Source organism: Streptomyces sp. NPDC047515, from assembly GCF_040643055.1.
Taxonomy (GTDB): Bacteria; Actinomycetota; Actinomycetes; order Streptomycetales; family Streptomycetaceae; genus Streptomyces.
Window position 1 is genome coordinate 10,364 of sequence record NZ_JBEYTM010000029.1, and the last position, 25,641, is coordinate 36,004.

Annotated in this window: 27 protein-coding genes and 1 pseudogene; 15 read left to right on the forward strand and 13 right to left on the reverse strand. The window is 70.2% G+C overall.

Features of this window, described 5'->3' with window-relative positions:
* Nucleotides 1-131: 131 nt before the first annotated feature.
* Nucleotides 132-1,052 carry an SDR family oxidoreductase gene (locus tag ABZ826_RS22990; RefSeq protein WP_361451233.1) on the reverse strand — a complete coding sequence of 307 codons (921 nt, stop codon included), beginning with the start codon at nucleotides 1,050-1,052 and terminating at the stop codon, nucleotides 132-134.
* Between the two features lie 134 nt (nucleotides 1,053-1,186).
* Here ABZ826_RS22990 and ABZ826_RS22995 point away from each other — a divergent pair, with 134 nt between their 5' ends.
* From ABZ826_RS22995 to ABZ826_RS23010, 4 genes are read left to right on the forward strand one after another with little or no spacing between them, the layout of a single operon-like run.
* On the forward strand, nucleotides 1,187-1,942 hold the full coding sequence (locus ABZ826_RS22995) for an enoyl-CoA hydratase family protein (RefSeq protein ID WP_361451236.1): 756 nt from the start codon (nucleotides 1,187-1,189) through the stop codon (nucleotides 1,940-1,942).
* A gap of 14 nt (nucleotides 1,943-1,956) precedes the next feature.
* Nucleotides 1,957-2,805 carry a CoA-transferase gene (locus ABZ826_RS23000; protein WP_361451432.1) on the forward strand — a complete coding sequence of 283 codons (849 nt, stop codon included), beginning with the start codon at nucleotides 1,957-1,959 and terminating at the stop codon, nucleotides 2,803-2,805.
* On the forward strand, nucleotides 2,802-3,578 hold the full coding sequence (locus ABZ826_RS23005; RefSeq protein WP_361451239.1) for a CoA-transferase: 777 nt from the start codon (nucleotides 2,802-2,804) through the stop codon (nucleotides 3,576-3,578). The genes ABZ826_RS23000 and ABZ826_RS23005 overlap by 4 nt, the downstream gene beginning before the upstream one ends.
* Nucleotides 3,575-4,642 (forward strand): nitronate monooxygenase, encoded by a 1,068-nt coding sequence (locus ABZ826_RS23010; RefSeq protein ID WP_361451242.1) that lies wholly within the window; start codon nucleotides 3,575-3,577, stop codon nucleotides 4,640-4,642. Before ABZ826_RS23005 ends, ABZ826_RS23010 begins: the two co-directional genes overlap by 4 nt.
* A gap of 400 nt (nucleotides 4,643-5,042) precedes the next feature.
* Here the strand turns inward: ABZ826_RS23010 and ABZ826_RS23015 are convergent, their stop codons facing one another.
* A complete protein-coding gene (locus ABZ826_RS23015; RefSeq protein WP_361451245.1) occupies nucleotides 5,043-6,209 on the reverse strand; it encodes an acyl-CoA dehydrogenase family protein in 1,167 nt (388 codons plus the stop codon).
* A gap of 45 nt (nucleotides 6,210-6,254) precedes the next feature.
* On the opposite strand from ABZ826_RS23015, the gene ABZ826_RS23020 reads away from it, so the two are divergent.
* Genes ABZ826_RS23020 through ABZ826_RS23030 form a run of 3 tightly spaced genes read left to right on the forward strand, consistent with a single transcriptional unit; the run spans nucleotide 6,255 to nucleotide 8,381 of the window.
* Nucleotides 6,255-6,440, forward strand: a complete 186-nt coding sequence (locus ABZ826_RS23020; protein ID WP_361451248.1) for a hypothetical protein — start codon at nucleotides 6,255-6,257, stop codon at nucleotides 6,438-6,440.
* A 40-nt stretch (nucleotides 6,441-6,480) separates the two neighbouring features.
* Complete coding sequence (locus tag ABZ826_RS23025; RefSeq protein WP_361451251.1) at nucleotides 6,481-7,554, forward strand: acyl-CoA dehydrogenase family protein; 1,074 nt, start codon at nucleotides 6,481-6,483, stop codon at nucleotides 7,552-7,554.
* 38 nt (nucleotides 7,555-7,592) lie between these two features.
* Entirely contained in the window at nucleotides 7,593-8,381 is a 789-nt protein-coding gene (locus ABZ826_RS23030) for an SDR family oxidoreductase (RefSeq protein ID WP_361451254.1), read from the forward strand.
* Nucleotides 8,382-8,456: 75 nt separating this feature from the next.
* Here the strand turns inward: ABZ826_RS23030 and ABZ826_RS23035 are convergent.
* Nucleotides 8,457-8,861: pseudogene (locus tag ABZ826_RS23035) on the reverse strand (helix-turn-helix transcriptional regulator); the annotation flags it as partial.
* A gap of 318 nt (nucleotides 8,862-9,179) precedes the next feature.
* Nucleotides 9,180-9,833: a maleylpyruvate isomerase family mycothiol-dependent enzyme gene (locus ABZ826_RS23040; RefSeq protein ID WP_361451257.1), complete on the reverse strand. Its 654-nt coding sequence runs from the start codon at nucleotides 9,831-9,833 to the stop codon at nucleotides 9,180-9,182.
* Nucleotides 9,834-9,904: 71 nt separating this feature from the next.
* Between ABZ826_RS23040 and ABZ826_RS23045 the strand changes: the two genes are divergently transcribed.
* Entirely contained in the window at nucleotides 9,905-10,828 is a 924-nt protein-coding gene (locus ABZ826_RS23045) for a LysR substrate-binding domain-containing protein (protein ID WP_361451260.1), read from the forward strand.
* Between the two features lie 217 nt (nucleotides 10,829-11,045).
* The gene (locus tag ABZ826_RS23050) at nucleotides 11,046-11,621 is read left to right on the forward strand and encodes a hypothetical protein (RefSeq protein WP_361451263.1); all 576 of its coding nucleotides are present in this window, start codon (nucleotides 11,046-11,048) and stop codon (nucleotides 11,619-11,621) included.
* A 166-nt stretch (nucleotides 11,622-11,787) separates the two neighbouring features.
* Here the strand turns inward: ABZ826_RS23050 and ABZ826_RS23055 are convergent, their stop codons facing one another.
* Both ABZ826_RS23055 and ABZ826_RS23060 read right to left on the reverse strand, forming a co-directional pair.
* Entirely contained in the window at nucleotides 11,788-12,264 is a 477-nt protein-coding gene (locus ABZ826_RS23055; protein WP_361451266.1) for a hypothetical protein, read from the reverse strand.
* A gap of 1,208 nt (nucleotides 12,265-13,472) precedes the next feature.
* On the reverse strand, nucleotides 13,473-13,709 hold the full coding sequence (locus ABZ826_RS23060; RefSeq protein WP_361451269.1) for a hypothetical protein: 237 nt from the start codon (nucleotides 13,707-13,709) through the stop codon (nucleotides 13,473-13,475).
* A gap of 435 nt (nucleotides 13,710-14,144) precedes the next feature.
* Here ABZ826_RS23060 and ABZ826_RS23065 point away from each other — a divergent pair, with 435 nt between their 5' ends.
* The gene (locus ABZ826_RS23065) at nucleotides 14,145-14,834 is read left to right on the forward strand and encodes a peptidoglycan recognition protein (protein ID WP_361451272.1); all 690 of its coding nucleotides are present in this window, start codon (nucleotides 14,145-14,147) and stop codon (nucleotides 14,832-14,834) included.
* Nucleotides 14,835-15,019: 185 nt separating this feature from the next.
* Here ABZ826_RS23065 and ABZ826_RS23070 read toward each other — a convergent pair whose 3' ends face one another.
* Both ABZ826_RS23070 and ABZ826_RS23075 read right to left on the reverse strand, forming a co-directional pair.
* Nucleotides 15,020-15,253 (reverse strand): hypothetical protein, encoded by a 234-nt coding sequence (locus tag ABZ826_RS23070; RefSeq protein ID WP_361451275.1) that lies wholly within the window; start codon nucleotides 15,251-15,253, stop codon nucleotides 15,020-15,022.
* 7 nt (nucleotides 15,254-15,260) lie between these two features.
* Nucleotides 15,261-15,938: a TNT domain-containing protein gene (locus tag ABZ826_RS23075; protein ID WP_361451278.1), complete on the reverse strand. Its 678-nt coding sequence runs from the start codon at nucleotides 15,936-15,938 to the stop codon at nucleotides 15,261-15,263.
* Nucleotides 15,939-16,726: 788 nt separating this feature from the next.
* Here ABZ826_RS23075 and ABZ826_RS23080 point away from each other — a divergent pair.
* On the forward strand, nucleotides 16,727-17,269 hold the full coding sequence (locus tag ABZ826_RS23080; RefSeq protein ID WP_361451281.1) for a hypothetical protein: 543 nt from the start codon (nucleotides 16,727-16,729) through the stop codon (nucleotides 17,267-17,269).
* Nucleotides 17,270-17,506: 237 nt separating this feature from the next.
* Nucleotides 17,507-17,866, forward strand: a complete 360-nt coding sequence (locus ABZ826_RS23085) for a hypothetical protein (RefSeq protein ID WP_361451284.1) — start codon at nucleotides 17,507-17,509, stop codon at nucleotides 17,864-17,866.
* A 201-nt stretch (nucleotides 17,867-18,067) separates the two neighbouring features.
* On the opposite strand, the gene ABZ826_RS23090 is transcribed toward ABZ826_RS23085, so the two are convergent.
* On the reverse strand, nucleotides 18,068-18,583 hold the full coding sequence (locus ABZ826_RS23090; protein WP_361451287.1) for a lytic polysaccharide monooxygenase auxiliary activity family 9 protein: 516 nt from the start codon (nucleotides 18,581-18,583) through the stop codon (nucleotides 18,068-18,070).
* A 315-nt stretch (nucleotides 18,584-18,898) separates the two neighbouring features.
* On the opposite strand from ABZ826_RS23090, the gene ABZ826_RS23095 reads away from it, so the two are divergent.
* On the forward strand, nucleotides 18,899-19,366 hold the full coding sequence (locus ABZ826_RS23095) for a nuclear transport factor 2 family protein (RefSeq protein ID WP_361451290.1): 468 nt from the start codon (nucleotides 18,899-18,901) through the stop codon (nucleotides 19,364-19,366).
* Nucleotides 19,367-20,053: 687 nt separating this feature from the next.
* Here ABZ826_RS23095 and ABZ826_RS23100 read toward each other — a convergent pair.
* Both ABZ826_RS23100 and ABZ826_RS23105 read right to left on the reverse strand, forming a co-directional pair.
* Complete coding sequence (locus ABZ826_RS23100) at nucleotides 20,054-20,569, reverse strand: DinB family protein (RefSeq protein WP_361451435.1); 516 nt, start codon at nucleotides 20,567-20,569, stop codon at nucleotides 20,054-20,056.
* A 195-nt stretch (nucleotides 20,570-20,764) separates the two neighbouring features.
* Nucleotides 20,765-21,544 carry a tyrosine-protein phosphatase gene (locus tag ABZ826_RS23105; protein WP_361451293.1) on the reverse strand — a complete coding sequence of 260 codons (780 nt, stop codon included), beginning with the start codon at nucleotides 21,542-21,544 and terminating at the stop codon, nucleotides 20,765-20,767.
* A 215-nt stretch (nucleotides 21,545-21,759) separates the two neighbouring features.
* Between ABZ826_RS23105 and ABZ826_RS23110 the strand changes: the two genes are divergently transcribed.
* Nucleotides 21,760-22,362 (forward strand): YoaK family protein, encoded by a 603-nt coding sequence (locus ABZ826_RS23110; protein WP_361451438.1) that lies wholly within the window; start codon nucleotides 21,760-21,762, stop codon nucleotides 22,360-22,362.
* A 343-nt stretch (nucleotides 22,363-22,705) separates the two neighbouring features.
* Here the strand turns inward: ABZ826_RS23110 and ABZ826_RS23115 are convergent, their stop codons facing one another.
* Nucleotides 22,706-22,972 carry a type B 50S ribosomal protein L31 gene (locus ABZ826_RS23115; protein WP_361451296.1) on the reverse strand — a complete coding sequence of 89 codons (267 nt, stop codon included), beginning with the start codon at nucleotides 22,970-22,972 and terminating at the stop codon, nucleotides 22,706-22,708.
* 46 nt (nucleotides 22,973-23,018) lie between these two features.
* Nucleotides 23,019-23,183 carry a 50S ribosomal protein L33 gene (gene rpmG, locus ABZ826_RS23120; protein ID WP_361451299.1) on the reverse strand — a complete coding sequence of 55 codons (165 nt, stop codon included), beginning with the start codon at nucleotides 23,181-23,183 and terminating at the stop codon, nucleotides 23,019-23,021.
* Between the two features lie 986 nt (nucleotides 23,184-24,169).
* Here rpmG and ABZ826_RS23125 point away from each other — a divergent pair.
* The gene (locus tag ABZ826_RS23125) at nucleotides 24,170-25,624 is read left to right on the forward strand and encodes a SpoIIE family protein phosphatase (protein WP_361451302.1); all 1,455 of its coding nucleotides are present in this window, start codon (nucleotides 24,170-24,172) and stop codon (nucleotides 25,622-25,624) included.
* Nucleotides 25,625-25,641 lie beyond the last annotated feature (17 nt).

Sequence of the window (25,641 nt, forward strand, 5' to 3'; positions counted from 1 at the left end):
GGGCGGCGGCGGGGGGGGTGCGTGTGGGGGGGGGGGTGGGGGTGGGGGGGGGGGGGCGCGGGGGGGGGGGGGGGGGGGTGGGGGGGGGGGGGCCCCCCCCCCCCCCCCCCGCGGCGCACCCCGGTGCGGCGTCAGCGGGCGCCGTACACCGGCTGTGGCGTCTCGGACGCGGCGAGCAGCTCGGCCGCCGCCGCCCCGGCCTCGGCCGGGCTCCAGCGGGCGCCCTTGTCGACGGTGGGGCCCGGCCGCCAGCCCTCCATCACGGTGATCCGGCCGGCCTCGGCCTCGAAGACCCGGCCGGTCACCCCGGCGGATGCCGCCGATCCCAGCCACACGACGAGCGGCGACACGTTCTCCGGTGCCATCGCGTCGAATCCACCGTCTCCGGGCGCCGCCATGGACTCGGCGAAAGTCTGCTCGGTCATCCGGGTGCGGGCGGCCGGGGCGATCGCGTTGACCTGGACCCCGTAGCGGCCCATCTCGGCGGCGGCCACCAGGGTCAGGCCGACGATTCCCGCCTTGGCCGCGGAGTAGTTGCCCTGGCCGACACTGCCCGACAGCCCCGCCCCCGAGCTGGTGTTGATCACACGGGCCTCGGGGAGCCGGCCGGCCCTGGCCTCGGCGCGCCAGTGCGCCGCCGCGTGCTTGAGCGGCAGGAAGTGCCCCTTGAGGTGGACGCGCATCACCGCGTCCCAGTCGTCCTCGTCCAGGTTCACCAGCATCCGGTCGCGGAGGAATCCGGCGTTGTTGACGAGTGTGTCGAGCCGGCCGAAGGAGTCGAGCGCGGCCGCCACGAGGGAGGCCGCGCCTTCGGTGGTGGCGATGTCGCCGCTGTGCGCGACGGCTTCACCGCCGGACGCACGGATCTCCTCGACGACCTGCTGCGCGGGACCGGTGCCCGCTCCGGAGCCGTCGAGATCCACGCCGAGGTCGTTCACGACGACCTTGGCGCCCTCGGCGGCGAGGGCCAGGGCATGTGCGCGGCCGAGTCCGCGGCCGGCGCCGGTGACGACGGCGACGCGTCCGGCGCACAGGGCGGTCGGTGAGGTCATGGCGGGTGTCCTTCCGGTTGGGGCGCGGAGCGGGGCGGTCGTACTGCTCAATGGCATGACGCTCTCCCGCCGCTTCCGCATCACTGCTACGTTTCACCTAACAAACATTTGGTGGAAAGGTAGCTGATCTGCTCATGGGTGTCTCCACCTCCGCCCCGGAAGAGGGCATCGCGGTCGTCACCGTGGACTTCCCCCCGGTCAACGCCCTCCCCGTACAAGGCTGGTACGAGCTGGCCGCCGCAGTGCGCGCCGCCGGAGCCGACCCGAAGGTCCGGTGCGTGGTACTCACCGCCGAGGGCCGCGGCTTCAACGCGGGCGTGGACATCAAGGAAATGCAGCGCGCGGCCGGACACGAGGCGCTGATCGGTGCCAACCGCGGCTGCTACGAGGCGTTCGCCGCGGTCTACGAGTGCGAGGTTCCCGTGGTCGCCGCCGTACACGGCTTCTGCCTGGGCGGCGGCATCGGCCTGGTGGGCAACGCGGACGCCGTCGTGGCCAGTGACGACGCGACCTTCGGCCTCCCGGAGCTGGATCGCGGCGCACTCGGCGCGGCCACGCACCTCGCGCGGCTCGTCCCCCAGCACCTGATGCGGGCCCTGTACTACACCTCGCGCACCGCGACGGCGAAGGAGCTGTACCGGCACGGCTCGGTGTGGCGAGTGGTCCCGCGCGACGGTCTCACCGAGGCCGCCCTCGAACTGGCCCGAGAGATCGCCGCCAAGGACGGCTATCTGATCCGGCTGGCCAAGGCCGCCATCAACGGCATCGACCCGGTCGACGTACGCCGCAGCTACCGGTTCGAGCAGGGCTTCACCTTCGAGGCCAACCTCAGCGGCGTCGCCGACCGTGTGCGCGACACCTTCGGCACGGACAAGGAGCAACAGGCGTGACACAGGACAAGACGATGACGGCCGACGAAGTCGTCGGCCGTCTGGAGAGCGGCATGACGATCGGCATCGGTGGATGGGGCTCGCGCCGCAAGCCGATGGCCCTGGTGCGCGCGCTGCTGCGCTCGGACCTCACCGACCTGACCGTGGTCTCGTACGGCGGACCGGACGTCGGCCTGCTCGCCGCCGCGGGGAGGATCCGCAAGCTGGTCGCGGCGTTCGGGACGCTCGACTCCATACCGCTCGAACCGCACTTCACCGCTGCCCGGCAACGGGGCGCGTTCGAGATGGTCGAGCTCGACGAGGCGATGCTGATGTGGGGCCTGATCGCCGGGGCGCACCGGCTGCCCTTCATGCCGGTACGGGCCGGTCTCGGATCGGACGTGCTGAAGGTCAACCCGTCGCTGCGCACCGTCACCTCACCGTACGAGGACGGTGAGGAGCTGGTCGCGGCACCGGCCCTGCGTCTGGACGCGTCCCTGGTCCACCTCAACCGCGCCGACGCACAGGGCAATGGCCAGTACCTTGGCCCCGACCCGTACTTCGACGACCTGTTCTGCGAGGCCGCCGACCACGCGTACGTCTCCTGCGAGCGGATCGTCGACACGGCGGACCTGCTCAAGGAGCACGGACCACAGACCCTCCTGGTCAAGCGCCTGTTCGTGGACGGGGTCGTCGAGACACCGAACGGCGCGCACTTCACGTCCTGCGTGCCCGACCACGAGCGCGACGAGGCCTTCCAGCGTGCCTACGTCCGGGCCGCCCGCGACCCCGAGGCGTGGCGGGCCTTCGACGAACGGTTCCTGTCCGGGGACGAAGCCGCCTATCAGGCCGCCGTCACGGCGTTCCACCAGGAGGAAGCATGAGCGCCACCGAGACCGGCACCCCGACGGCGACCCGCGCCGACTACTGCGTGGTGGCCTGTGCGGAGGCATGGCGGAACGCCGGCGAGGTGCTCGCCAGCCCCATGGGCACCGTCCCGGCGATCGGGGCGCGTCTGGCGAAGCTCACTTTCTCGCCCGACCTGCTGCTGACCGACGGGGAGGCACTACTCATGGGCGACGTGCCCGCGGTGGGAGCGAAGCCGGGGATCGTCGAGGGCTGGCTGCCGTTCCGTCAGCACCTCGCGCTCACCGCCACCGGCCGCAGGCACGTGATGATGGGCGCCAGCCAGCTCGACCGGTACGGCAACCAGAACATCTCCTGCATCGGCGACTGGGCCAGGCCCACGCGACAGCTGCTCGGAGTACGCGGCGCTCCCGGCAACACCCTGAACAATCCGACGAGTTACTGGGTGCCCAGGCATTCGGCGCGGGTGTTCGTCGAACGCGTCGACATGGTCAGCGGTGTCGGGTACGACCGGGCCGCGGCGGCCGGCCCCTCCGCGACCCGCTACCACCGCATCCCCGACGTCATCAGCAATCTGGGCGTCTTCGACTTCGAGACCTCCGACCGTACGATGCGGCTGCGCTCCCTGCATCCCGGAGTCACCGTCGAGCAGGTCTGCGAGGCCACCGGATTCGCCCTCACGATCCCCGACGAGGTGCCCCTCACCCGTGAGCCCACCGAGGCGGAACTGCGGCTGATCCGCGAGGTCATCGATCCCAAGGGGCAACGCGAGCGCGAGGTTCCGGCATGAGCGGGCCCGGGTCGATCCCGACCGCGCTCACCGCGCTGACCGGAGTCCGGCATCCGATCGTGCAGACCGGGATGGGCTGGGTGGCCGGCCCCCGCCTCGTGTCCGCCGCCGCGAACGCGGGAGCCCTCGGGATTCTCGCCTCCGCCACGATGAGCGTCGAGCGGCTGCGCGCGGCGGTCCGCGAGGTCCGGTCCTGTACGGACGCGCCGTTCGGCGTCAATCTGCGGGCGGACGCGGCGGACGCCGGCGACCGGGTGCGGATCATCATCGACGAGGGGGTGCGGGTGGCGTCCTTCGCGCTCGCGCCGTCGAAGGAGCTGATCGCCCGGCTCAAGGACGCGGGCGTTGTCGTCATCCCGTCCGTCGGGGCCCGGCGGCACGCGGAGAAGGTCGCCGCGTGGGGCGCCGACGCGGTGATGGTGCAGGGCGGCGAGGGCGGCGGCCACACGGGGAACGTGGCCACCACGGTGCTGCTCCCCCAGGTCGTGCACGCCGTCGGCATCCCGGTGATCGCGGCGGGCGGCTTCCACGACGGCCGTGGTCTGGTCGCCGCGCTCGCCTACGGGGCGGCCGGTATCGGCATGGGCACGCGCTTCCTGCTCACCTCCGACAGCACCGTCCCGGCGGCGGTGAAGGCGAAGTACCTGGCCGCCACGGTGAAGGACGTCACGGTCACGACCAAGGTCGACGGGCTGCCGCACCGCATGCTACGCACCGAACTGGTCGATGCCCTGGAGCGTTCGGGCCGTGCGGCCTCGCTGCTGCGCGCGCTGCGCCACGCCTCGGCCTTCAGGAAGGAGTCCGGGGCGAGCTGGTCCGGGCTGATCCGCGACGGACTGGCGATGAGGCACGGCAAGGAGCTGACCTGGAGCCAGATCCTTATGGCCGCCAACACTCCGATGCTCCTGAAGGCCTCGATGATCGATGGGCGCACCGATCTCGGGGTGATGGCCTCCGGCCAGGTGGCGGGGCTGATCGACGATCTGCCGTCCTGCGCGGAACTCGTCGACCGCATCATGGCCGAGGCGCAGGCCACGCTGAAGACGCTCTCCGGGGCCGGTTGACGGCCTCCCGCGTACGCCGCCGGGGCGGTCCGGACTCCGGACCGCCCCGATCCGTGTGGACCGTACGGCGGCGGCCGCCGGCCGCACCGCGCAAGTCCGGCACGGAGAACCGGCTCGGAGCGGAGTTCTCCCGCGTGCGTGCACGTCCGTGTCCACTGCGCCGCCGTGGCTCAACGCTTCGCCACCGCGCTCGGCGCGCATGTCGGCGCCTTTGGCCGTCATGTCGTCATCGGCCGGGGGCGGAGCGGCACACCGTCGTCCGGTGACGGCTCACCTGCCCGCGACCGGCCGACACTCCTGGCGGGCGGCCGCTTGGCCGATCCCGGCGACCGCGGCGGCGGTGATCACCCGGTGAGCCCGTCCAGCAGGCTGTGCCCCGGGGCATGCGGCGGCCGGGGCGTCACGGGCGGATCTCCCTGGGCAGGCCGAGGACGCGCTCCGCGATGATGTTGCGCTGGATCTCGTTCGATCCGGCGTAGATGGTGTCGGAGCGGGAGAAGAGGAACAGCCGCTGCCAGTCGTCGAGTTCGTACGGTTCACCGGCGGCGAGCATGCCGCCCGCACCGCGGACGCTCATGGCGAGTTCACCGAGCTCCCGGTGCCAGGTGGCCCAGAAGATCTTGCCGATGGACGCTTCGGGTCCGGGAGCGCCCGCCGCCACGCCGTCGAGCATGCGCAGGGCGTTGCAGCGGATGGTTTCCAGCCCCGTCCAGGCGCGGGCGAGCCGGTCGCGGATCAGCGGATCGTCCGCCGCACCGTTGTGTCTGGCCAGTTCGATGAGGGCTTCGAGTTCGCGCCGGAAGCCGACCTGCTGGCCGAGGGTGGAGACACCGCGTTCGAAGCCGAGCGTGGCCATGGCGACGCGCCAGCCCTCACCCGGGGCTCCGACGATGTGTTCGGCGCGGGTGCGGGCCCCGTCGAAGAAGACCTCGTTGAACTCGCTGGTGCCGGTCAGCTGGGCGATCGGCCGGATCTCGACGCCGGGCCGGTCGAGCGGGACCAGGAGGTAGGACAGGCCGTCGTGGCGGGACGAGCCGGGCTCGGTGCGGGCCACCACGAAGCACCACTGCGCCTCGTGGGCGAGTGACGTCCAGATCTTCTGTCCGGTGACGACCCAGGAGTCGCCGTCGCGCTCGGCCCTGGTCCGCACGTTCGCCAGGTCGGAACCGGCGTCGGGTTCGCTGTAGCCCTGGCACCACAGTTCCTCGACCGCGACGATCGGCGGCAGGAAGCGGGCCCGCTGCTCCGGCGTGCCGAAGGCCACCAGGGTCGGGCCCAGCAGCTGTTCGCCGATGTGGTTGACGCGGGCGGGCGCGTCGGCGAGGGCGTACTCCTCGTGGAAGGCGACCTGCTGCTCGATGGTCGCGCCCCGGCCGCCGTACTCCTCGGGCCAGCCCACGCAGGTCCAACCGGCGGCCGCCATGTGCCGCTCCCAGGCAAGCCGTTCGGCGAAGGCCTCGTGCTCCCGGCCGGGTCCGCCACGGCCTCGCAGTCCCGCGAAGGGACCGGTGAGATTGGCGGCCAGCCAGCTGCGGATCTCGGTGCGGAACTCCTCGACGCTGCTCATGGGGTTACGTTAATCTACCAAACACTTGTTAGGGAAGGAGAGGCGATGCCGGCTGCCCACGACGAACCGGATGCGGCCGCGCACCGAGCCGCGCGGACGGCACCACGGACGCACGGGGCCGTCGGCCGCACCTGCGGACCCGGCCTGTCCCTGTGGATCCGCGAGGCCCGCCCGCCGCGCGACGCCCTGGACACCCCGGCCGCCTGCCGGGCCCACGTACTGGCCGCCTGACGCGCACGACAGTGTGCGCCACACCGAGGGGAGCAGCCCGATGCGGCTGACTGAGGAGCAGGAAGAACTGCGGTCGGCCGTACGGTCACTGCTGACCCGGCACGAAGGAGCCGAGGCCTGGCGGCCGTTGACCGAGCAGATCGGCGTCGCCGGGCTCGCCGTGCCCGAGGAGTACGGCGGGGCGGGTGGCGGCGCCCGGGATGTCCACGTGCTGATGGAGGAACTGGGCCGGAGCCTGAGTCCGCTGCCGTTCCTCGGCTCGGCGGTGCTCACCGCCGGGGCACTGCTCGCCACCGGTGACAAGGCGGCCTGCGGGCGTCTGCTGCCGGGGCTCGCCGAGGGCGGCTCGGTGGGAACCCTGGCCTGGGCCGAGCAGGGGTCCTGGGACCCGGAGGCGATACACGCGGAGGCCGTGCCCGGACCCGGTGGCGCCTGGCACATCACCGGGACGAAGGAGCATGTGCTGGACTGGCCCCGGGTCGACGTACTGCTCGTCGCGGCCCGTACAGCGGCCGGGGTCTCGCTCTTCGACGTGTCGGTGGACGCCGCCGGGGCGCACCGTACGTCCGTCGTCACCATGGACGGCACGCGGAGCCAGGCGCAGTGGGTGCTGGACGGCGCCGAGGCGCGTCTGATCGGCGTGGACGGCGACGGCGGCCGGAGCCTGGCGCAGGTACGGGACCTGGCCTGCGCGGCGCTCGCCGCGGAGCAGGTGGGCGCGGCCGCGCGCTGCCTCGAACTCACCGTCGCCTACGCCAGGGACCGCGTCCAGTTCGGCCGCCCCATCGGCTCGTTCCAGGCCGTCAAGCACCGGCTCGCGGATGCCTACGTCCTGGTGGAGTCGGCACGTTCGGCGGCGCTCGGCGCCGCCTTCGCCGCCGACCAGGACCCCGGCGCGCTGCCACGCGCCGCCGCTGTCGCGAAGTCGGTCTGTTCCGAGGCGTTCTCGGCGGTGGCCGGCGAGATGATCCAGTTGCACGGCGGCATCGGCATCACCTGGGAGCACGACGCACACCGCTACTTCAAGCGGGCGCACGGAGCGGGCGAACTGTTCGGTTCGGCCGCGCGGCACCGGGCGCGGCTCGTCGCCGGGCTCGGGCTGACCAGGCACTGACCACCGACCGGGCACACCCGGCAGAGAGGCCGTACATCATGGACATCGGCAACCCGTTGGACTTCACGGGACGCGTGGTGCTCGTCACCGGCGGCACCAAGGGCATCGGTGCCGCCATCGCCGGGGCGTTCCTCGATGCCGGAGCCGACGTCGTCGTCTGCGGCCGCAACGCCCCGGACACGACGCCTGCGGTGCGGGGCCGGGCGGCGGTCTTCGTCTCCGCCGACGTGCGCGACCCCGCGGCGGCGGTCCGGCTCGTCGACGCCGCGGTGGAACGCTTCGGCCGCCTCGACGTACTCGTCAACAACGCGGGCGGTTCCCCGGACGCCGACGCGGCCACCGTCTCGCCCCGGTTCGTGGAGAGGATCGTCGCACTCAACCTGCTCGCGCCGTTCTACGTGGCGCAGGCGGCCCACCGCGTCATGAGGACTCAGCACGGCGGCGGTTCGGTCATCAACATCGGCAGCGTCTCCGCGCACGACCCGCAGCCCGGCACCGCCGCTTACACGGCCGCCAAGGCCGGACTGCTGGCCCTCACCAAGGCGCTCGCGCTGGAGTGGGCTCCCGAGGTGCGGGTCAATCACATCACCACCGGGCTGATCCGCACCGAGAGCGCGGCAGCCGTCTACGGCACGGACTGCGGGGCATCGGTGGCCCGGGTCATCCCGATGGAGCGCATGGCCGTCCCCACGGATGTCGCCCGCGCCTGCCTGTTCCTGGCGAGCGGGCTGTCCGGGTACGTGAACGGGGCGGACCTCGCGGTGCACGGCGGCGGGGAGTTCCCCGCCCGCTATCTCGCCGCGAAGTCGGCCGACCGGCAGGAGTGAACAGGGCGAGGACGGCCCGGCGGGGCCCCGGAGCCACACGCGCCGACGTCGTCAGCTCGCCGGAGGCGGCCATGCTCAACCGGCGGCGCCGGTTCGGGCGTACCGACCCGGGGTGATGCCCACGATCCGCTTGAAGTGCCGGGGGAGGTGGGACTGGTCGTAGAAGCCGGCGGCGGCCGCCGCCTCGCCCGGCGGCTGTCCACCGAGGAGCAGACGGCGGGCCAGGTCGACACGGCGGGATGTCACGTACTGATGGGGGGCGATACCGAAGGCGGCGCTGAATGCCCGCACGAGATGCGTGGGGTGGGCGTGGAACAGGCGTGCGGCCTCGGCCAGGGTGATGGCTTCGAGCAGTCGCTCGTCGAGGAGGTCACGCAGATCGTGGGCGACGCCGCGGTCGGGCCCCGGACCGGCGGCGGCTGGCCCGGGGCGCAGGTGCTCGCGCAGGCGCTCGCTGATGAGGGCCAGACGGCTCTCCGCCCTCGACTCAATGAATTATCCAGTATGCCTGGCTCGACCTACTTTGACAGAGAGCCACTGATACCTGATCGCCGAGTGCGTTCCGGGGCGGTGTCCCGGGTGAATCACAGGGCACGCACGGGGTGGTCAGGCTCGGTGGATGGGGCGATCCGCACATTCACGGGCTCGGGCGAGGGATCTCTTCGACAGACCGACCGGCACCAAGCGCCCCCGCGATGGTGTCGCACCGCGTTCCGCCGAGGAAGTCCGGGCCGCGCTGTCCGGGGTCAAAGAGACGCCCGCTCACGGGCCACCGCGGACACACCTGGGCAGCCACAGTCATGCCTGGGCGGCCACGAAGCGATCGCTCGATGCGCCGTGGAGGCGCCCCGGAGGGAGCCTACGACCGTAGGTGAGCAGGAGCAGGTCCTGCGCGGCACCGGACAGCGGCGTCCCGGCACCGAAGGACCAGTCGAGGTCGTCGGCGCGGAGTTCGATGCCGTGGAGGTCGGCTCGGAAGAACTTGAGGGTTTGGGCGTCGACGCTCTCCAGAAGGATGCGCAAGCGGTCTTCGGGAACCCGGCGGCCGAGGCCCAGCGCCACCGTGATGTCCAGACCGTGGATCACGTCGTGGCCCAGGGCCGCCGTGAACCCGCCGACCGGCGGCGTCCAGGGGTGATCCGCGTTGTCTCCGAGCGCTGCGGCGAGCTCACCCGTCGAATGGGCGGCCGCGTCCTTGCGCGCGCATCGATCGGTCATCCGGTGGAGACTGCCTCGTGCTTGGACGAGTTCCCACGCCGTCTTGGGGAACGAGTACCGAAACCCCAGCGACATGTGGGCCGCGACTTCCCGTACGCGCCAACCCGCGCACAGGGTCGGCGCGTCCCATTCCTCGGCCGACAGCCCGTCCAGCACGGCCGCCAGCTGCCGGCGTTCGGCCGCGATCGCCGCTCTGATCTCCGCCGTTGGTCTCTGGTGCGTCGCTTTCCCCATGGCATCAAGCGTCACGGCAGCCCTGTCATAAGTCCAAGAGTTTGCATGTCTCACAGCTAGCATCACCAGTTATGGACATTCGGCAGCTGCGGTACTTCGTCACGGTGGTGGAGGAAGCCAACTTCACCCGCGCCGCCGCCCGCCTGCACCTGGCGCAGCCGGGCGTGAGCGCCCAGATCCGACAACTCGAAAAGGAACTCGGCCAGCCGCTGCTGGACCGCTCCGCCCGGTCGGTGACCCTGACAGAAGTGGGCGAGGCCGTACTGCCGTACGCGCGGGCAGCGCTCACCGCGGTCGAAGCGGTACGGCAGACCGTGGACGAGTTCACCGGGCTGCTCCGCGGCCACGTCCGCATGGGCCTCGTCTCGGGCGCCGGCGCCGCCGCCCACGAGTTCGACCTGGCCTCCCTCCTGACAGGCTTCCACGACGATCACCCACAGGTGGAGATCGTCCTGACCGAGGACACGTCGCAGCGCATGCTCGTCGCCCTGAATCGCGGGCACCTCGACATCGCCGTCATCGGGCTGACGGGCGAGGAACCCCCACCGGGCATCTCCCTCCAGGTCGTGATCGACGAACCCCTCGTGGCCGCCGTTCCCCCGGACGATCTGGCCATCACGCACGAGAGCCTCACGAGCATTCCGCTGGCCGGGCTCCGGGATCGCCCACTGATCAGCCTGCCGCGCGGTACGGGCATCCGAGGGGTACTCGACCGGGCGTGCGCGCAGGCCGGGTTCCAGCCTCGCATCGCCTTCGAGGCAGCTGCGCCGCTGTTCGTTGCCGAGCTCGCCGCCCGTGGTCTCGGTGCGGCGGTGGTTCCGGCGCTCCGGGACGACGCGGCGTCAGCCTTCGGACTACGGACGCTGGAGATCATCGAACCGCGGCTACGCGGCCGGATCGCGCTGGCCTGGCGGACGGATGCTCCTTCCGGCCCCGCTGCCGCGGCCTTCCTGGACCTGTTGCGTGCGACTCTCACCCCGCCCGGCACCGACTGACCGGTTCCACCGAACAGCGGGCAGCGGCGGGAGGCCATGGCCGCAGTCGGTCGCGCCCGGAGCGTTGTTCACCGGTTCGGGTAATCACCGGTCATGGGCCAACGGCTTCCGGCATCGTCAGGGGTACGGGCCACCGGTACGGGACGGACCTGTCGGGAACGGTACGAACAGGCTGGCGGCGTCCTTCCGTCCGGACCGAGAGGAGAGGTGGGAAATCGTGTGGCAGACCGAGGAGTTCGGTGCGGCTCATGAGGGCAGGCCGGGGGTGCTCGTGGCGGACGGCACGGAACCGAAACCGGTGATCTTCGACGTCGGCAGCGGTCCGTCCGTGCACAGGAGCAGCGATTGGTGGGTGTACGACGGCACGCTGGGCGCACCGCGAGCCTCGGAGATGCGGGCGGTGTGCTCGTGCGGCTGGCGCGGTGACAGCTGTTATCCACTGGACTGGGATGCCGTGGACCGGCGCCGCCCGGAACTCTTCGACACGTCGGGCCCCGAGGAGGACTGGGACCAGCACATCGCCGAGGTCGACTCGGCCGCGGTGCCAGTGCCGAAGGACGTGCTCGCGCTGCTGACACAGGTGGAGGAGCGGCTCGACGCGCTCGCCGGCGATGAGCCGCTGGCCGCACTGAGAGCGATCGCCACCCTGGAACGCGCAATCGCCGATGCCGGCCGCACGGCGGCGTGCCACGCACGGGCGGATGCGAGGACGGTGACCGAGATCGGGAGGGGGCTCGGCCTGCCCGCGCGCGATGCCCGCTCACGCCTGCTCCGTTACACCCTGCCCCGCTGAGGACGCTGGGCCACGGACGAAGCACCGCCCTCGTGGACGAACGGCGAGACGGCTGATCGAGGCCGCAGGGTCATCGGGAAAAAGGGCATCAGACCTCTGAAACCACTAGGTCTGATGCCCTCAAAGGGTCACGGCAAGAATCCCCGGACCAATGCCGTCGAAGCGGTCAGTCCCCGGTGTTGGTGGCCCAGACCGGGCGCCTGTCCGCGTTGTAGACAACTACGTTTCCGTCGTCCTGGATGGCGAGGTACGCGCCCTTGTGCCAGGTGCCGGAGGCCCACAGCGGGTTGCCGCTGCGGTCGTAGAGGACGAAGTTCCCGTCTTCCTGCATGACCGCGTGGTCACCGTTGGGATAGGCGCCGGGAGCCTGCCACACCGGGCGGCTGTCCTTGTACAGGACGAAGTTCCCATCCTGCTGCACCCGCAGGATGGCCCGGCCGTTGCCCGAGGTCCAGGCATGGTTCTTCTGCAGCGTCGCCCTCGGGTAGATCAGCGTGTCGGACGTGGGGCGCGCACCTGAGACCTGGGTGTGGCGGGCCACGGCCGGTGCGGACACCGAGGCCTGAGCGGTACCCGCCAGCATTCCGCCGACCGCAAGAACCGCGGTCGCGACGGCGAGGGACGGGAAGGTACGGAGTTTCATCAATTTCCCTTCACGGGATCGGGATGCCCTGCTTTCAGGGTCACGCCCTAAAACTCCCACAAATCGCTTGAAGAAAACTCCTTCCGAGAAATCGGGAATTAGTCAGGATTGTCGAAATCCATATCAGCATGAAAGGGATCTTGTTTCGCGGAAAACCATCGCCAGAGCTCAATGGAATGTCCACCACGAACCCAATGCAACTGCCGTACGATTCTCAGCACGGCACGACCTCGGTCGCTGCCGGGTGCACGGGCATGGTGAGGACGCGCAGCGCATGGCTCGCGCCGCAGAAAGGCGCTTGAGTCCGGCGACGTGTTCACTGCGCCGACCGTACCGAGGTGCATGGGGTACTGCTCGACGCCGCCCGGGACTTCGCGGCCAACGCCGCGTGTTCGGTGACGCGTGGAGGCGTCCGTCGCGCAGGACGACGACGCCGCTGCGAAGCGTCGTGGTGATCAGCTCGGCGGCGAGCGCCTCGGGTGTGCGATCTAGGAACCGTGCGGCATCGGACAGCGGCCCGCACGTGCAGGTAGGGAGCGCGTCGAGAGCACTCACGGGACGTTCGTGCGCGCGGAGGACGGCTGTGCGGTCTTCGAGGTCGATTCGGGAACGCATCGCTTCACCACGTACGGGTGGGCGGTCCGCTCCACGGCCGGAGACAACGAGGCCGGGGAGGGGCGGGCCGCTCCGCCGCTGCTCGACCCGCTGCGCCTGCGGCCGACCACCTGCCGCTTTCCCTGCACGCCCCGTTGCCGATCACCGGTACCACTGTCCACGCCTCGACGGCCATCCCGGCGAAGGGCCCCGATGCGGCTGTCATGAGGCTCGAATGCGCTCGCCGACCCGGAATACCGAGCGCCCGGCCGGACAGGCCACACACTGAGAGGCGGGCGGGGTCGTCGTCGCACATCGACTGCCCGAGCACATGTGCCCCCGCGGTGGTCTCGTGGACCGCGCACGGGAGCTCCACGGCAGCCAAAAGCATCCGATGGCGGCTCGCTCGCTCTCGGCAGCCCTTCCCCCCGCCCGCGCGTCGCACCCGCCCAGGGGCTGTCCCGTATTCCGTGGTGGATCAGCGCGTGGCATCGGATGGGGTGCATCGCAAGGCGGAGGGACGTCCGCATCGTGGATGTATGCGGACGTTCCGACAACGCGGCGAGGTGCCGTAGCTGTCGTCGCACCGCCCGCCAGGGATCACGGGAGGGCCCTCAGTGCAGCCTCCAGTGGAACTTGCCGCCACCCACCCAACGGATCAGGCCCGGGTCATCGAGGTCATGGACGGTGATGCCTGCGGCCGCGGCGGTCAGCAGCACGTCCGTCACCGATGTGGCCGCGCTGACGACCTCCCCGTCGATCTCCACCAGGCGGAAGGGCGGATCACCGGGCTGGACACCGAGCACAACGATCCGGGGCGTCAAGATAAGAGGGCTCCCACTTTCAGTCATGCATAGATCGGTTCCACGCTGTGGTCGACGGTAAGCCCGCCAGCAGGATGGGTGACGCGACACCGCACGACACCGCCGCGGCGACCCCGGTCCGTGCCAGGAGCGCCCTCATCGGCCGGCTGTCGACACGCTCGCCTGACTGCAGCAACCCGGCGCGCGCGGCGAACCCCCCGCCGCAAAGCTGTGGACATACGCGCTCCCGCCGTCTTCCCGGCGAACGAAGAAGAAGGTTTCCCTGTGCGTTTGTATCGAATAGCGCTGTGGGTCACGACGCCTATGGCGATTCCCCTGCTGGCTGCGCCCCCAGGGGCAGCGACGGCCGGTGGTGCCGGCGAGACGACGCCGGAGGGCCCTCTCGCCGTGGGGCGGGCCGGGACGGTTCCGGAAGCGGCTGTCGATCCCTCCCCACCGTTCCCGGCCCTCGGAGCGGCTTCCATGGCGCTCCCTCGTGCAACACCGCAACCCACCATCGTGTCGCGTACGCGGTGGCAGGCGGACGAGACCAGACGCGACCCGCATGCCCACTATGCGGAAGGGGTGAGGGCGGTCTTCATCCATCACACCGACACACCCAACGATTACGACTGCGCCGACGTCCCGCGTACGCTGCGCAATCTCTATACGGGCCAGACCCGTGACCGGAGATGGGGAGACCTCGGCTACAACTTCCTCGTCGACAAGTGCGGCACCATCTATGAAGGTCGCGCCGGTGGTGCCGATCGACCCGTCATCGGCTCCCACACCCTCGGGTTCAACCAGGGCACGGCGGGAATCGCCGCAATCGGCACCTTCGGACGGGGGACGCCGGTACCGGCGGCCATGGAACACGCGATCGCCGCCCTCGCCGCCTGGAAGCTCGGCTTGGGCGGCGTCGACGCCACCAGCAAGGTGTGGCTCACATCCACCAATGACAAGAGTCGGTATGCCAAGGGAACTTCGGCGGAGTTCGACGCCATCTCGGGACATCGCGACGGCTATGCCACCAACTGTCCCGGGGATGCGCTGTTCGCGCGGCTCCCCGCGATCCGGGACATCGCTGCCGGCCTCCAGGGGAGGTCTCTTCGAGCGCCCTCGGGTACCGGCCTGCCCGCGAACGTGCGGAGCGTCCGTCACGACGGTCACTGACGGCCATTACGTCGTGGTGTGACCTGAGCGCGGGCCCGAGCCCTGCGCAGCTGCGTGAGCACCGAGGTCCGGCCGACGCCATGCCGCCGGTGGAGGAGAAGCTCGGCGCACCGCGCCTGTGGGGTGGGTCGACGAACCGGACCGGGTTCGGCCTCAGTCCGGGACCGGCCCGGTCCTGTCCACGTTCAGACGAGCAGGCGGAGCAGATGCGCACAGGCCGCCTGTTCACTCGGATGGCGGGCGATGACCTCGTACGTGCCCCGTTCGTACGCACCGGTCTCCCACACCCCATCGGCTGCCTGCCGCAGGAACAGGAAGTCCGTGGGGGTGGGGGCCGGTTCGTGAACGCCCTCGATGCGGTAGTAACCGTCGGCCACTCCTGCAGCGCTCAGCGCCGCGTGCAGTTCCCGGCGTTCCACGCTGAAGCTACGCGCCGGCGGGCGTGAGGTAGGCGTGCTCCAGCAGCCACTTGACGTTCAGCCGCTGCCCCTGGCCCGGGTCCAGGAAGACCGCGTCGAGCTTGATCTGCTGACCGCCCCCCGGCTGCTCGAACCACGGGGCGATGCTGCCCTGCCACACCCAGAACGGCTTGGCCACCTTGTAGACGCGGTAGTCGCAAGCGACTTGCGCCTCACGGGTGTTGAGGTTCTGCGGCGGCAGCGCACGCTCTGCGTACGAGTCGCCGGCAGGCGCCAGGTAACCGCCGTACTCAGAGCCGAAACGGTCCAGACGCTGGCCTGGACGCATCTTGCTCGGCTCCTTGTCGATCTGGCCGTTGACCTGACCGAAGCCGTCGTTGGGCGGGTACTTCCAGCTGCCGGAGTCGGCGGGACCTTCCCAGTACTTCTTCAGGAAGGCCTGCGGGGACAGGGAGCCAGTGCGCTTGTACCCCTTCAGGAGCGGGCCCACGGGGGCCAGCCGCTTGTTCGGAAGCCACTTCGGGCCGAGCCGGGCATCGCCACGGAACTCGCCGGTGCAGGGCTCGTGCCGGGTCACGGACGCGGGCGTCCGGTCTTCCGGCTTCGCTGAGGCGCTCGCTGCAGGGGCCGTGACCAGCCCAGCAGTGACGCCGAGCACGGCAAGTACGTTGCGCATGCGGTTCATTGAGAAGTCCCCTCGGATACTGATGATCAATCAGGCAGCTGACAAAGAGTATCCGTTCACTCACCCAGAGCACCCACGCAATGCCGTTATTCGGACATGGAGACAGCAGGCACGCCGTCTGGTGCTGTTGGAAGCACGTCGAATGGACCGCTCCCTCACAGATTCGCCCGCAGGGCGGTCCTCCAAGGCGGAGCCACCGACCCCCGGCCTCCCCCACGCACAGTCGCCCCAGCACGACCTGACGTCGACCGCGAGAAGGGACGACGCACGACTCCGGGACGCGCCCACCCCCATCCACGCCCGTCGCACTCTCACGGATTCCCGGCGCGTCGCGGTTCATGCCGCCGAAATCGGCCGCGGATCGGCCCCATCGCGACGGCTCCGCGTTCGCCCGGCTTGGCGCCTACGACCGGGCAGCCGAGAGGCGAGCCCGCCGCAGCTACGGTTCATCAAAATCGTTGTCGCAGGTCAGAGCGCGAAAGGCGGGCATTCAGAGCTGTGGCGTGACGTGATTTCGGGTGGTGTCAAAGACAGACACGCAGGCACCGGGGTGAGCGGGAATCAGGAAGTCGCCCGGACGGGCTAACGACACATCAACTCAGCCATTTTCGAGCCTAGTTGGGAAATCATATGATTATCAGGAAATAGCATTTGGCGTACTTCTTGTCCCTCGATCGGAGATGCGGCCCCTCTCGACAACATGCCCGATATGACAGGTATGTGGACCGTCAGTACGTTCAATCTCGGGTCGGCTGCTCAGTCGGCCTCTCTGAGACAGGAGAAGTGACATGGCTACCCGTTCCACCGTTGTTACCGCCGCGGTAGCGGCCGCCGCGGCTCTGGCCGCCACCGGCATCACCTACGCGTCGGCCGCCACCTCCGAGCCGGCCCAGGCCGCCCCCGTCGTCCAGCAGGCCCCCGCCCCCGTTTCGGCCCTCAACGGCGGCGACGCCGGCAAGGGCAACGAGGGCAAGGGCAACGAGGGCAGGGGCGAAGAGGGCCGTGGCTACGAGCGTCGTGGCCACGAGGAGGAGCGCTACGAAGGCCGGATCCACATCAACGAGCGCACGTACTCCGACGAGCGGGGCGGCTGCATCACCGTAGTCAGCGGCCTCGGCTCCAGGAGCCTCAACATCCGCAACGACAGCCGCCGGACCATCGAGGTCTTCCGCGGGGCCACCTGCGACAACGGTGCCCCCATCGCCACCGTAGGACCTCACAGCTCCAGCGACGGCGTCTTCCCGGGCCACGTCCGGGGCGGCGTCCACGTCCGCGACGGTGTCGTGGGCAGCTTCCGGGTGATCGACCGCCGCCACGAGGGCCGGTGGTAACCGAGTCACTCACCTGACACGGAACCCCGGCCCGCCGGAATCGGGCCGGGGTTCCCGTCCGAACGCCCCCGTTCGGACACTCGCACCGACCGGCACCTGACAGCCCAATGCGCCCACCGCGCCGGACCGGGCGGCGAGGCGTTGCCTGCCAGGCCACGGCAGCCGGACCGCACACGGCCGGCGGCCACCGGCTTTCGGAACTGGACAGGCTCCCCTCGGCAGGGCCCGGCGATCCGGGTGGCACGGCATGGCACCGGCGCGGCAGACGCCGTCCATGTCCCGGCCGCCCAGGAATCCGGTCACCTCACGACCGGCCACCCCGCGGGCCCTCCCGAGCAGGCGGCGCTGTTGAGCAGCCTGCCGCTGGAACGGGCCGGCGCCGGATCGGCCGTCACCAACACCGTGCGACAGACCGGCAGCCTGCTCGGGATCGCGGTGGGCGACACGATGATGTCCATCACCTATCGACGCGGGATCGAACCACGCTGCACGATCAGCCCGGCCCGGTACGGGACCAGGCCCGGATTCTCCGCCGAACAGGCCCGGCATGCCGCCACCGCGTTCCACCGGCCCGCCCTGGCGGCGTGCCGCCGATGACGCGTCATCCACGGCCATGCACGTCAGCGCCGTCTGGACGATGCTGATCGCACTCTGCGGGGCAGTTCTCGACCGCCCGCGCGTCGTACGCGATCCCCTGCTCGGACCGGTTCGCGTGGGCCTCCCGACGGCCAGGCGTCCCATCGGTCCGGAGGGATCGGTGCCGGCACCCGTTCCGGGGCGCCGACACCGTCCCGTCGGTCAGCCGATGTTCACGTCGATGCACGCGTAGAAGGCATTGGCGGTGTCGGCGATGTTCCAGACGGCGAGGACCTTCTGCTTGCCCGTCAGGCCGCCGAAGTTCACCTGATGAGTAACGGTGGCGCCGGGCCGTGCGCCGTTGTCGTTGAACTCGGCGATCTTTTGGCCGCCCGCGAAGTACTGCCACGTGCTCGTGGCGTGCCGGGCGGTCAGGACCCACTGGAAGGACGTGGTCCCGCTCACCGGGGTAACCTTCCACCCCTTGGAGTCGTCGTCGAGTTCGGCGAACCGGCCGTTGCCTCCGCTGCAGCTGGTGAGCCCCTTGGGGCCTTCCACGCTCTGCGGCTCGTACTTGATGTCTCCGCAGCTCACGGTCCCGGCAGCACACTGGGCCTGGCGGCTCGGTGGTGACGAGATGTATCCGTGGGCATCGGCGGAACCGACCGGAAGGCTCAGGGCCAGGAGAGGTGCGAGCAAGGCACCGATGGCTGCGGCTGTCTTCCTTTTCGCGTGCATGCTTCTCCTTCACATGAGGCGTCGCTGCGCACGATCGGGCTGTGGGGGCCCGAGCGATGACAGGCCAGCCTCTCCAGTGTGGGGGCCAAGAGGCGCGAAGGGCACGGCAAGATCCACCACCGCGTACGCCGTGAAGCAGCAGGCGTTCGAACAGCGGCCTTGCACTTGGACTAGACCATAACCATCGACGCATCCACGTCAAGGGCGTCGACTCGGCGGGAATCGACGCCGACAGCGACTTTCGGACAGCCCTCATCGACCTCACAGCCCATAGGCTCAAGACCGACGCCGAGGTCAACAATCACAGGAGAGACCATGACGGTACGTCCTCCCGTTCCGCCGTTCACGCACGAGTCGGCGATCGAGAAGGTCCGGCTGGCAGAGGACGGTTGGAACTCCCGTACGCCCGAAAAGGTGGCACCGGCCTACACCGAGGACTCCCGGTGGAGAAACCGCGCGGAATGGGTCACCGGACGCGAGGAAATCATCGCGTTCCTCACCCGGAAGTGGGCCAGGGAACTCGACTACCGGCTCATCAAGGGACTCTGGGCGTTCGAGGGCAACCGGATCGCGGTGCGGTTCGCCTACGAATGGCATGACGACTCGGGCAACTGGTACCGCTCGTACGGCAATGAGAACTGGGAGTTCGACGCGAACGGGCTCATGAGCGTGCGGCACGCCTCCATCAACGACGTACCGATCCGGGAAGCCGACCGGAAGTACCACTGGCCGCTGGGCCGCCGACCGGACGGTCATCCCGGCCTGGGCGACCTCGCCCTCTGACCGGTCGGAAGCGACGATCGGCCCCCGGAGAACGGTCCCCCACCGGCCCCCGAGCCCTCTCGCCCCCCACACGAAAGAGTGACCGGAGCCCCAGCCCTTTCTCCGCCACAGTCGCCGCATGCCCTGCAGGCCGTCTTCGATGATCTGCGACACCCCTCGGCGACCGGGGCCCAGCTCCGCGTCGGCGGTACGCGGCGCTCCCCGCCTGGCCGGATGCTGCGGCCACGGCTGCTGCGGCACATGTTCGCGTTGCCGCCCGGACACGTGCGGATGCTGGACTGATCCCCTGCTCGCTGCTCAGCAGGCCTTCGGACCGCGACGGTCGACGGGGTCACGTTCTGGGGCAAGACCGGTGAACAGCACGGCTACCACTCCGGGATGTACTCGACCGTCGACGGGCAACGGCGATTCGTCTGGTCGTACACGCCGGTGGCGGGCGGTCCGGAGCAACAGCGCATGACGGAGCGGATCGTAACGGCTCGCACCTGACGCGCCCGGTGGTTCGGCCCGCTTGGTGGACGTGCCGGACCGTGAGGGTGCCCGTGGTTGCCGGTCTCCGCTCCGGAACGTCCGGCGCCCGGACGGCTCCTGCGCCGCCGGAGTCTTCCGTTCGGATCCCGCCGGGCTCGCATGCCGCGCTCGCCGACCCGGCCCGATCCGAACGAAGGACCCTGGCTCAGTGGCGCATCATGCCCCCGTCACACCATCGGTGCGTTCGCGCAGAAGATCGGCGTGCCCGATGTGGCGCGCGTACTCCCCGATCATGTGGACGTGGACCAGGCGCAGCGAGTACACCTCGCCGGCGTGGGTGAAGGTGTCGTCCAACGAGGCGTCGGCGACGATCGTGTCCGCCAGTCGGCATTCCTCGACGAGGCGCGCGTAGTCCTCGGCGGCGCGGGCCGGGTCCAGGTCCTCGAAGTCCGCGTCCTTGCCCTTCTCCGGGTCGTACATCGGATCGAGCGTCTGACCGGCGAACCGCTGCCGGAACCAGACGCGTTCGACCTTCGCCATGTGGCGGATCAGGCCGAGGAGCGTGAGATTGGACGGGGGGACCGTCTGTTCGGCCAGCTGTTCTCCGGTCAGGCCGGCGCATTTGTGCAAGAGGCTGCTGCGGAACCACGCGAGGTGGCCCGTGAGCATCTCCCGTTCACCGGCCACGAGTGAACCGGGTGTGCGCTCTACATCAGGTGCTGTCCATGTCAACGCCGTTGCGTATGTCATCCCATGATCTTGCCTGGCGCGCGCCGGATCGGGCCAGGGGTTTCACCCGCCGACGGCGGGCGCCGTCGACCGAGTGGCCGTGGTGGGTGTGGTGATACCGATGGCCGCTTCGGTGAGCGGGCACGCACGCCGGTCCGCGCGGGCGCGCATCGCCCCCGCGGACCGGCGTGCGCTGGTTCAGCCACTCCCGACCGTCGTGCCGCTGCCGGCCGGCCCGTCTTCGCCGACGGGTACGAGGAGGTTTCTGCGCAGCGCCGCCACCAGTTCCTCGTCCACACCCAGGAGTTCGGCGGCGTAGTCGTGAACGGAGCCGTGGGCCGCGGCGAGATCGGCCAGGAAGAACCGCATGACATCGGCGGGAGCCCTGCCGTACCCGGGCCACTCCGGTTCCCGGTCGGCGTGGTCCGCCCGCCAGTCGGCCAGGAGTCGTTCGGTGGCGAGTTCGGTGAGGGTGAAGTCGGCGACGATGTCGTCCTCGGACACACCGAGCAGGGACAGGACGAGCGCGGCAAGCAGCCCGGTGCGGTCCTTGCCCGACGCGCAGTGGAAGACGGCCGGCGCGCTGTCCTCGGCTGCGAGCACGTCCAGCGCGCGGCGGAGTTCGGCGACTCCGTCGTGGGCGACCTCCGCGTACCGGTCGGCCAGGAAGCGTCCGGTCTCCACCTCCGGCCCCAGGGCCGCCTGGTCGTAAGGCCGGTGTTCGATGCTGAGGTGGTGGTAACCCAGTCCCGGTGCGTCGGGTACGCGCCCCTTGGCGGCGATCTCCCACTCGTAGCGGAGATCGATGACCGTGCGGACGCCGAGGCCGAGAAAGCGGTCCCAGTCCTCGCCGCTGAGCTTGCCCAGCGAGTCGGAACGGTAGAGCCGCCCCCAGCGGACCCGGCGGCCGCCGTCCGCCCGGTACCCGCCCATGTCACGGAAGTTGTGCAGTCGCTCGAAGGCTATGTGTCTGTTCACCGTGCAGAACCATACGGCAGCGGCGACCTGTGCGTCGGTGTGTTGCGGGTGCTCCGCCGTGCGGATCCGCCGGGTGCCGATGACCGACCGTGCCCGGCTCGCCGCGCCGGGCAGGCGGTGTGCGGCGCCTTCGGCGGCGCTGAGTCGAGAATGCAGGCGTGTCTACTCCTGTTCTTCCCGCCACTGGGCGCGATTCGTGGAGCGAATGGGCTCTGTTGCTGCTGTCGGCCGCTTCCGGAGCGGCGGATGCGTTCGCCTTCATCTGTGTCGGCCAGGTCTTCGCCGGGGTGATGACCGGGAATCTGGTTCTGCTGGGCGCTTCCGCCGCCGGTGTCGGGGAGCACGGGGTGGCCCTGCGGGTGATCACCGCGCTCGTCGCGTACAGCATCGGCGTCGTGTGCGGTGCGTGGATGAGCGAGCGGTGGCGATGGCCTCTGCCCTGGATGCTGCTGGTCGAAGTGGCGCTGCTCGCAGCGGGGGCCGTGCTGTGGTCACTGGACCTGATCACCTCCACCGGGGACCTGCTGAGGCTGCTGGTGCTCCTCGCCGCGGCCATGGGGATTCAGGGCCGTATCCGCGCGACGCCCACCAACTACTTCACCGGCACGCTCACGTCGTTCGTCGGCCGCCTGGCGCTGCGGTCGTGGGACCGGGGAGACCGCTGGGTGGCCGGCCGGCTGATCGCGGTCGTGGCGGGCGCGGCCGTGACCGCGCTGACGGTACGGCTCTGGCCGGGCGCCGCGGCTGCGGTGGCCGTGCTGCCGGCGGCGGGTGCGTTACTGATCGAGGCGGTGCCCAGGAAGCCGCGGCGGGGCTGACCGCGGTCCGGGCCTGTCCACCACCGCGTGGCCGCGGTGGCACGGTCCGCGACGCGCTTCCGCACGAGGCCTGCCGCCTCCGCCTGGCGGCCCTGTCGATTCCGGGTACGGGGTTCCGGCCCGGCCCATCGGCGTCGGGGGCCAGGCGTGACCGGCTCGCCCCCCATGGGACAGAAGGATGCCCCGGCCGGATCGGGGGAATCCAGCCGGGGCGGTTCGGGTGTGGGCGCGATACGCGACATCCACATATGGGTGAACGATAAACCATCGCGCCGCGTTCCCGGGAACTCGCGCCCTTGACTGTGATCCGGAGCACGGAATCACCGCTTCAGGGTGACGCGGATCAGCTTCCCGCGGACGTCCGGCCACCGTAGCGCCGATTGAACCGTTCGATGCGGCCGGCCGTGTCCAGCACCTGCTTCGTCCCGGTGCAGAACGGGTGGCTCGCCGACGAGGTCTCCACGTCGACGACGGGATAGCTCAGGCCGTCCTCCCACGTCACCCGCGCATCCGAGCTCACGGGCATGGTCGAGCGGGTCAGAAAGGCCGCCCCCGCGGCGCGGTCACGGAAGACCACCGGACGGGAAACGGGGTGGATACGGGACTTCATGCACGTTCCTTTCCTGGCGCCACGAGAGGGCCGTACGAGCCGGTGTTCAGCGTTCCTCACGGAAGAGGACGTGCCGCCCCACGGCGGGATCGAACTTGCGCAGGACCAGCCGGTCGGGGTTGTTCCGGCGGCTCTTGCGCGTCACATACCTCTGCCCCGTTCCGGCCGTGGACCGGAGTGTCACCACGGGGCGGGCCTCACTGCGTGCCATGTACGCCTCCAGACTCCTCCTCGACCCCGATTCCCCTGGCGAGAATGGGTGTCGTTTTCGTTCTGGTGTCGTAACACGAGAAGGTCCGGCCGCATTCCCCCTGTCCTGTCCCACCCGATCAAGTCGCTTTCTCGGCGGACCGAGTCGTTCGGGGTTCTGTCTCAGCGAACCCAGACGCGCGGCTGAGTGCGCTGGGACGCCGGCCCGCTGTACCGGCCGGGACAGATCCGGCAGGGCTGCACGTCGAGCTGTCGAACGTGGACGCGGCGCACGGACGTCCCCGGCGTCCGCTGCGCCACTGCGCGACGGGCCGGTTCGAGCATGTCGCTCCTGCGCGCGAGCGACATGGCCGAATCCGACCCATCAAACTGTCCTTCCATGGCGAGTAGCTTGATCACGACAGTCGTCGCAATCCGCGGCACCCTCCTCGGCAGTGAACCCACAGCGTTCGCGACCGCTCGGACCGAGCGGCGCCGAAACGAAGCCCTGGAACGACAGCAGATACGTGAAGAGGCTGCGCGAGATCGCACTCGATGTCGCGAACTGCGCGTCGAGCACCGGAAATGGCGCAGGGACCGCAGGCAAGCCGCCTACCAGGGTCTGCTGGACGCCACCCACGAACCTGACGGGGCCGTTCGGCAGCTGAGGCGACTGACATTGGAACCGTTCGACCAACACCGCTAGGACATCAGGCGGGCTGCAGCCATCGATGCCGTGCGCGCGACTCGCGGCGCAGCCGACGCAGTCCAGCCGGCACGGCGCGCGCGGGTGCCCGGCCATCTGTGCACGCCGGGCAACGTGCGCCAACACCCTCCGACAGCAAGGCTGTTCGACGGATCGACGCTTCGCACCGCCGGTGGCATATGCCAGAAGCAACAACGTATCGAGTGTTGCCAAATCCCTTACGAGCCCCCGCGGCCTGTGCAACAGTCGTCCTCGGTCCACCTTTCAGACCTGGTCGCGCCGCGCCTGTATCGGAGTACGAGATGCCGTCCCATCTGTCCGCGGACCGCCCCGCCCCCCAGCCACCCGAACGCCGTGCCGTCGACGTGTTGATCAGCCGGACCCGTCGGCTGCGTGGCGATGTGGATGCCGTGCGGCCGAACATGATGCTGATCGACGAGGAAGACCCGCAGATGCGCTGGCGGCGTGCGCTCTGCGATCTGGCGGTCCATCATCTCGACGATCTCGGCACGCATCTGGGGCAGCTCAGAGAGGGCCTTCCGCCGGAGCCGCCGCAGACGCCCGAAGAGCCCGCGGGCACCTCGGCATTCGACGCCTCCGACGAGCCCCTCGACCGGTCGGAGCCCGGTTCCCTCATCGGCAGGGTGGGCAGCGCCGAGTGGAATCTGCTGACCGACGAGGTCACCTGGTCCGAGGAGCTGTTCCAGATCTTCGGCAGATCCCCCGACGCGGGGCCGCTCTCGCTGGACGAGCTACCCTCCATGCTCCTTCCCGAGGACCAGCCCCTGGTCACCGCCATGGTGACGGACTGTCTGGTCGACGGCAGGCCGATAGACGGTGAATTCCGCGTCCTGCGGACCGACGGCCGGATGCGCACGCTCCACATGATGGGCGAGCCCGTCCTCGACGCGGACGGCTGCACGGCGTCCATGTGGGCAGTCCTGCGCGACGTCAGCGAGCTGCGGCGCAGCCAGCAAGCAGTACGCACGAACCACGACTCGCTGCGACGTCGACAGCACAGAGCACAGACCGAGCACCGGATGGCGGTCGAACTGCAGGAAACCGTGCTTCCGCCGTGGCGGGACTCCCTGCGGCTCCCTTCGCAGGGGGTGGGCGCGCTGGATGTCGCGGCCCACTACCTTCCCTCTCGGTCCAGTTCGCTGATCGGCGGCGACTGGTACGACGCGCTGGAACTGCCGGACGGCCGAACCGTCCTCACCGTCGGAGACCTGACCGGCCACGGCATCCAGGCCACCTCGGCGATGGCGATGCTGCTGGGCGCGCTGCGCGGGATGGCCGTGGCCGGCATCGAGCCGGGGGCCCTGATGGGCCATCTCAATCAGTTACTGGAGTCCTCCGTCCAGCCCGCTCTCGGCAGCGCGGTGTGCTGCCGTTTCGATCCGTCCACCGGCGCCCTGACCTGGGCACAGGCGGGGCACCCCGCACCGCTGCTGTTCCGCGACGGGCAGGGGCGCCCGCTGCTGCCACCGGACGGGGTCCTGCTCGGCGCGACCTCCGGTGTCGCGTACGAGCAGGACGAAGTGCACCTGCTGCCCGGTGATGTGCTGGTCCTGCACACCGACGGGCTGAACCGCCACAGGGACCGGGTTGCGGGCCCGGACGCCCTGCTCGCACTCGCCCCCCGCTTCGCACAGGCCCGTACGGCACGTGAGTGCGTGCGGTCGGTCGTCACGGAGTTCAGTGGCACCGAGCGCCTGGACGACGCGTGCGTGCTGATCGCCCGCATCGGGGCGTAGGGCACAGCGGCACGTGC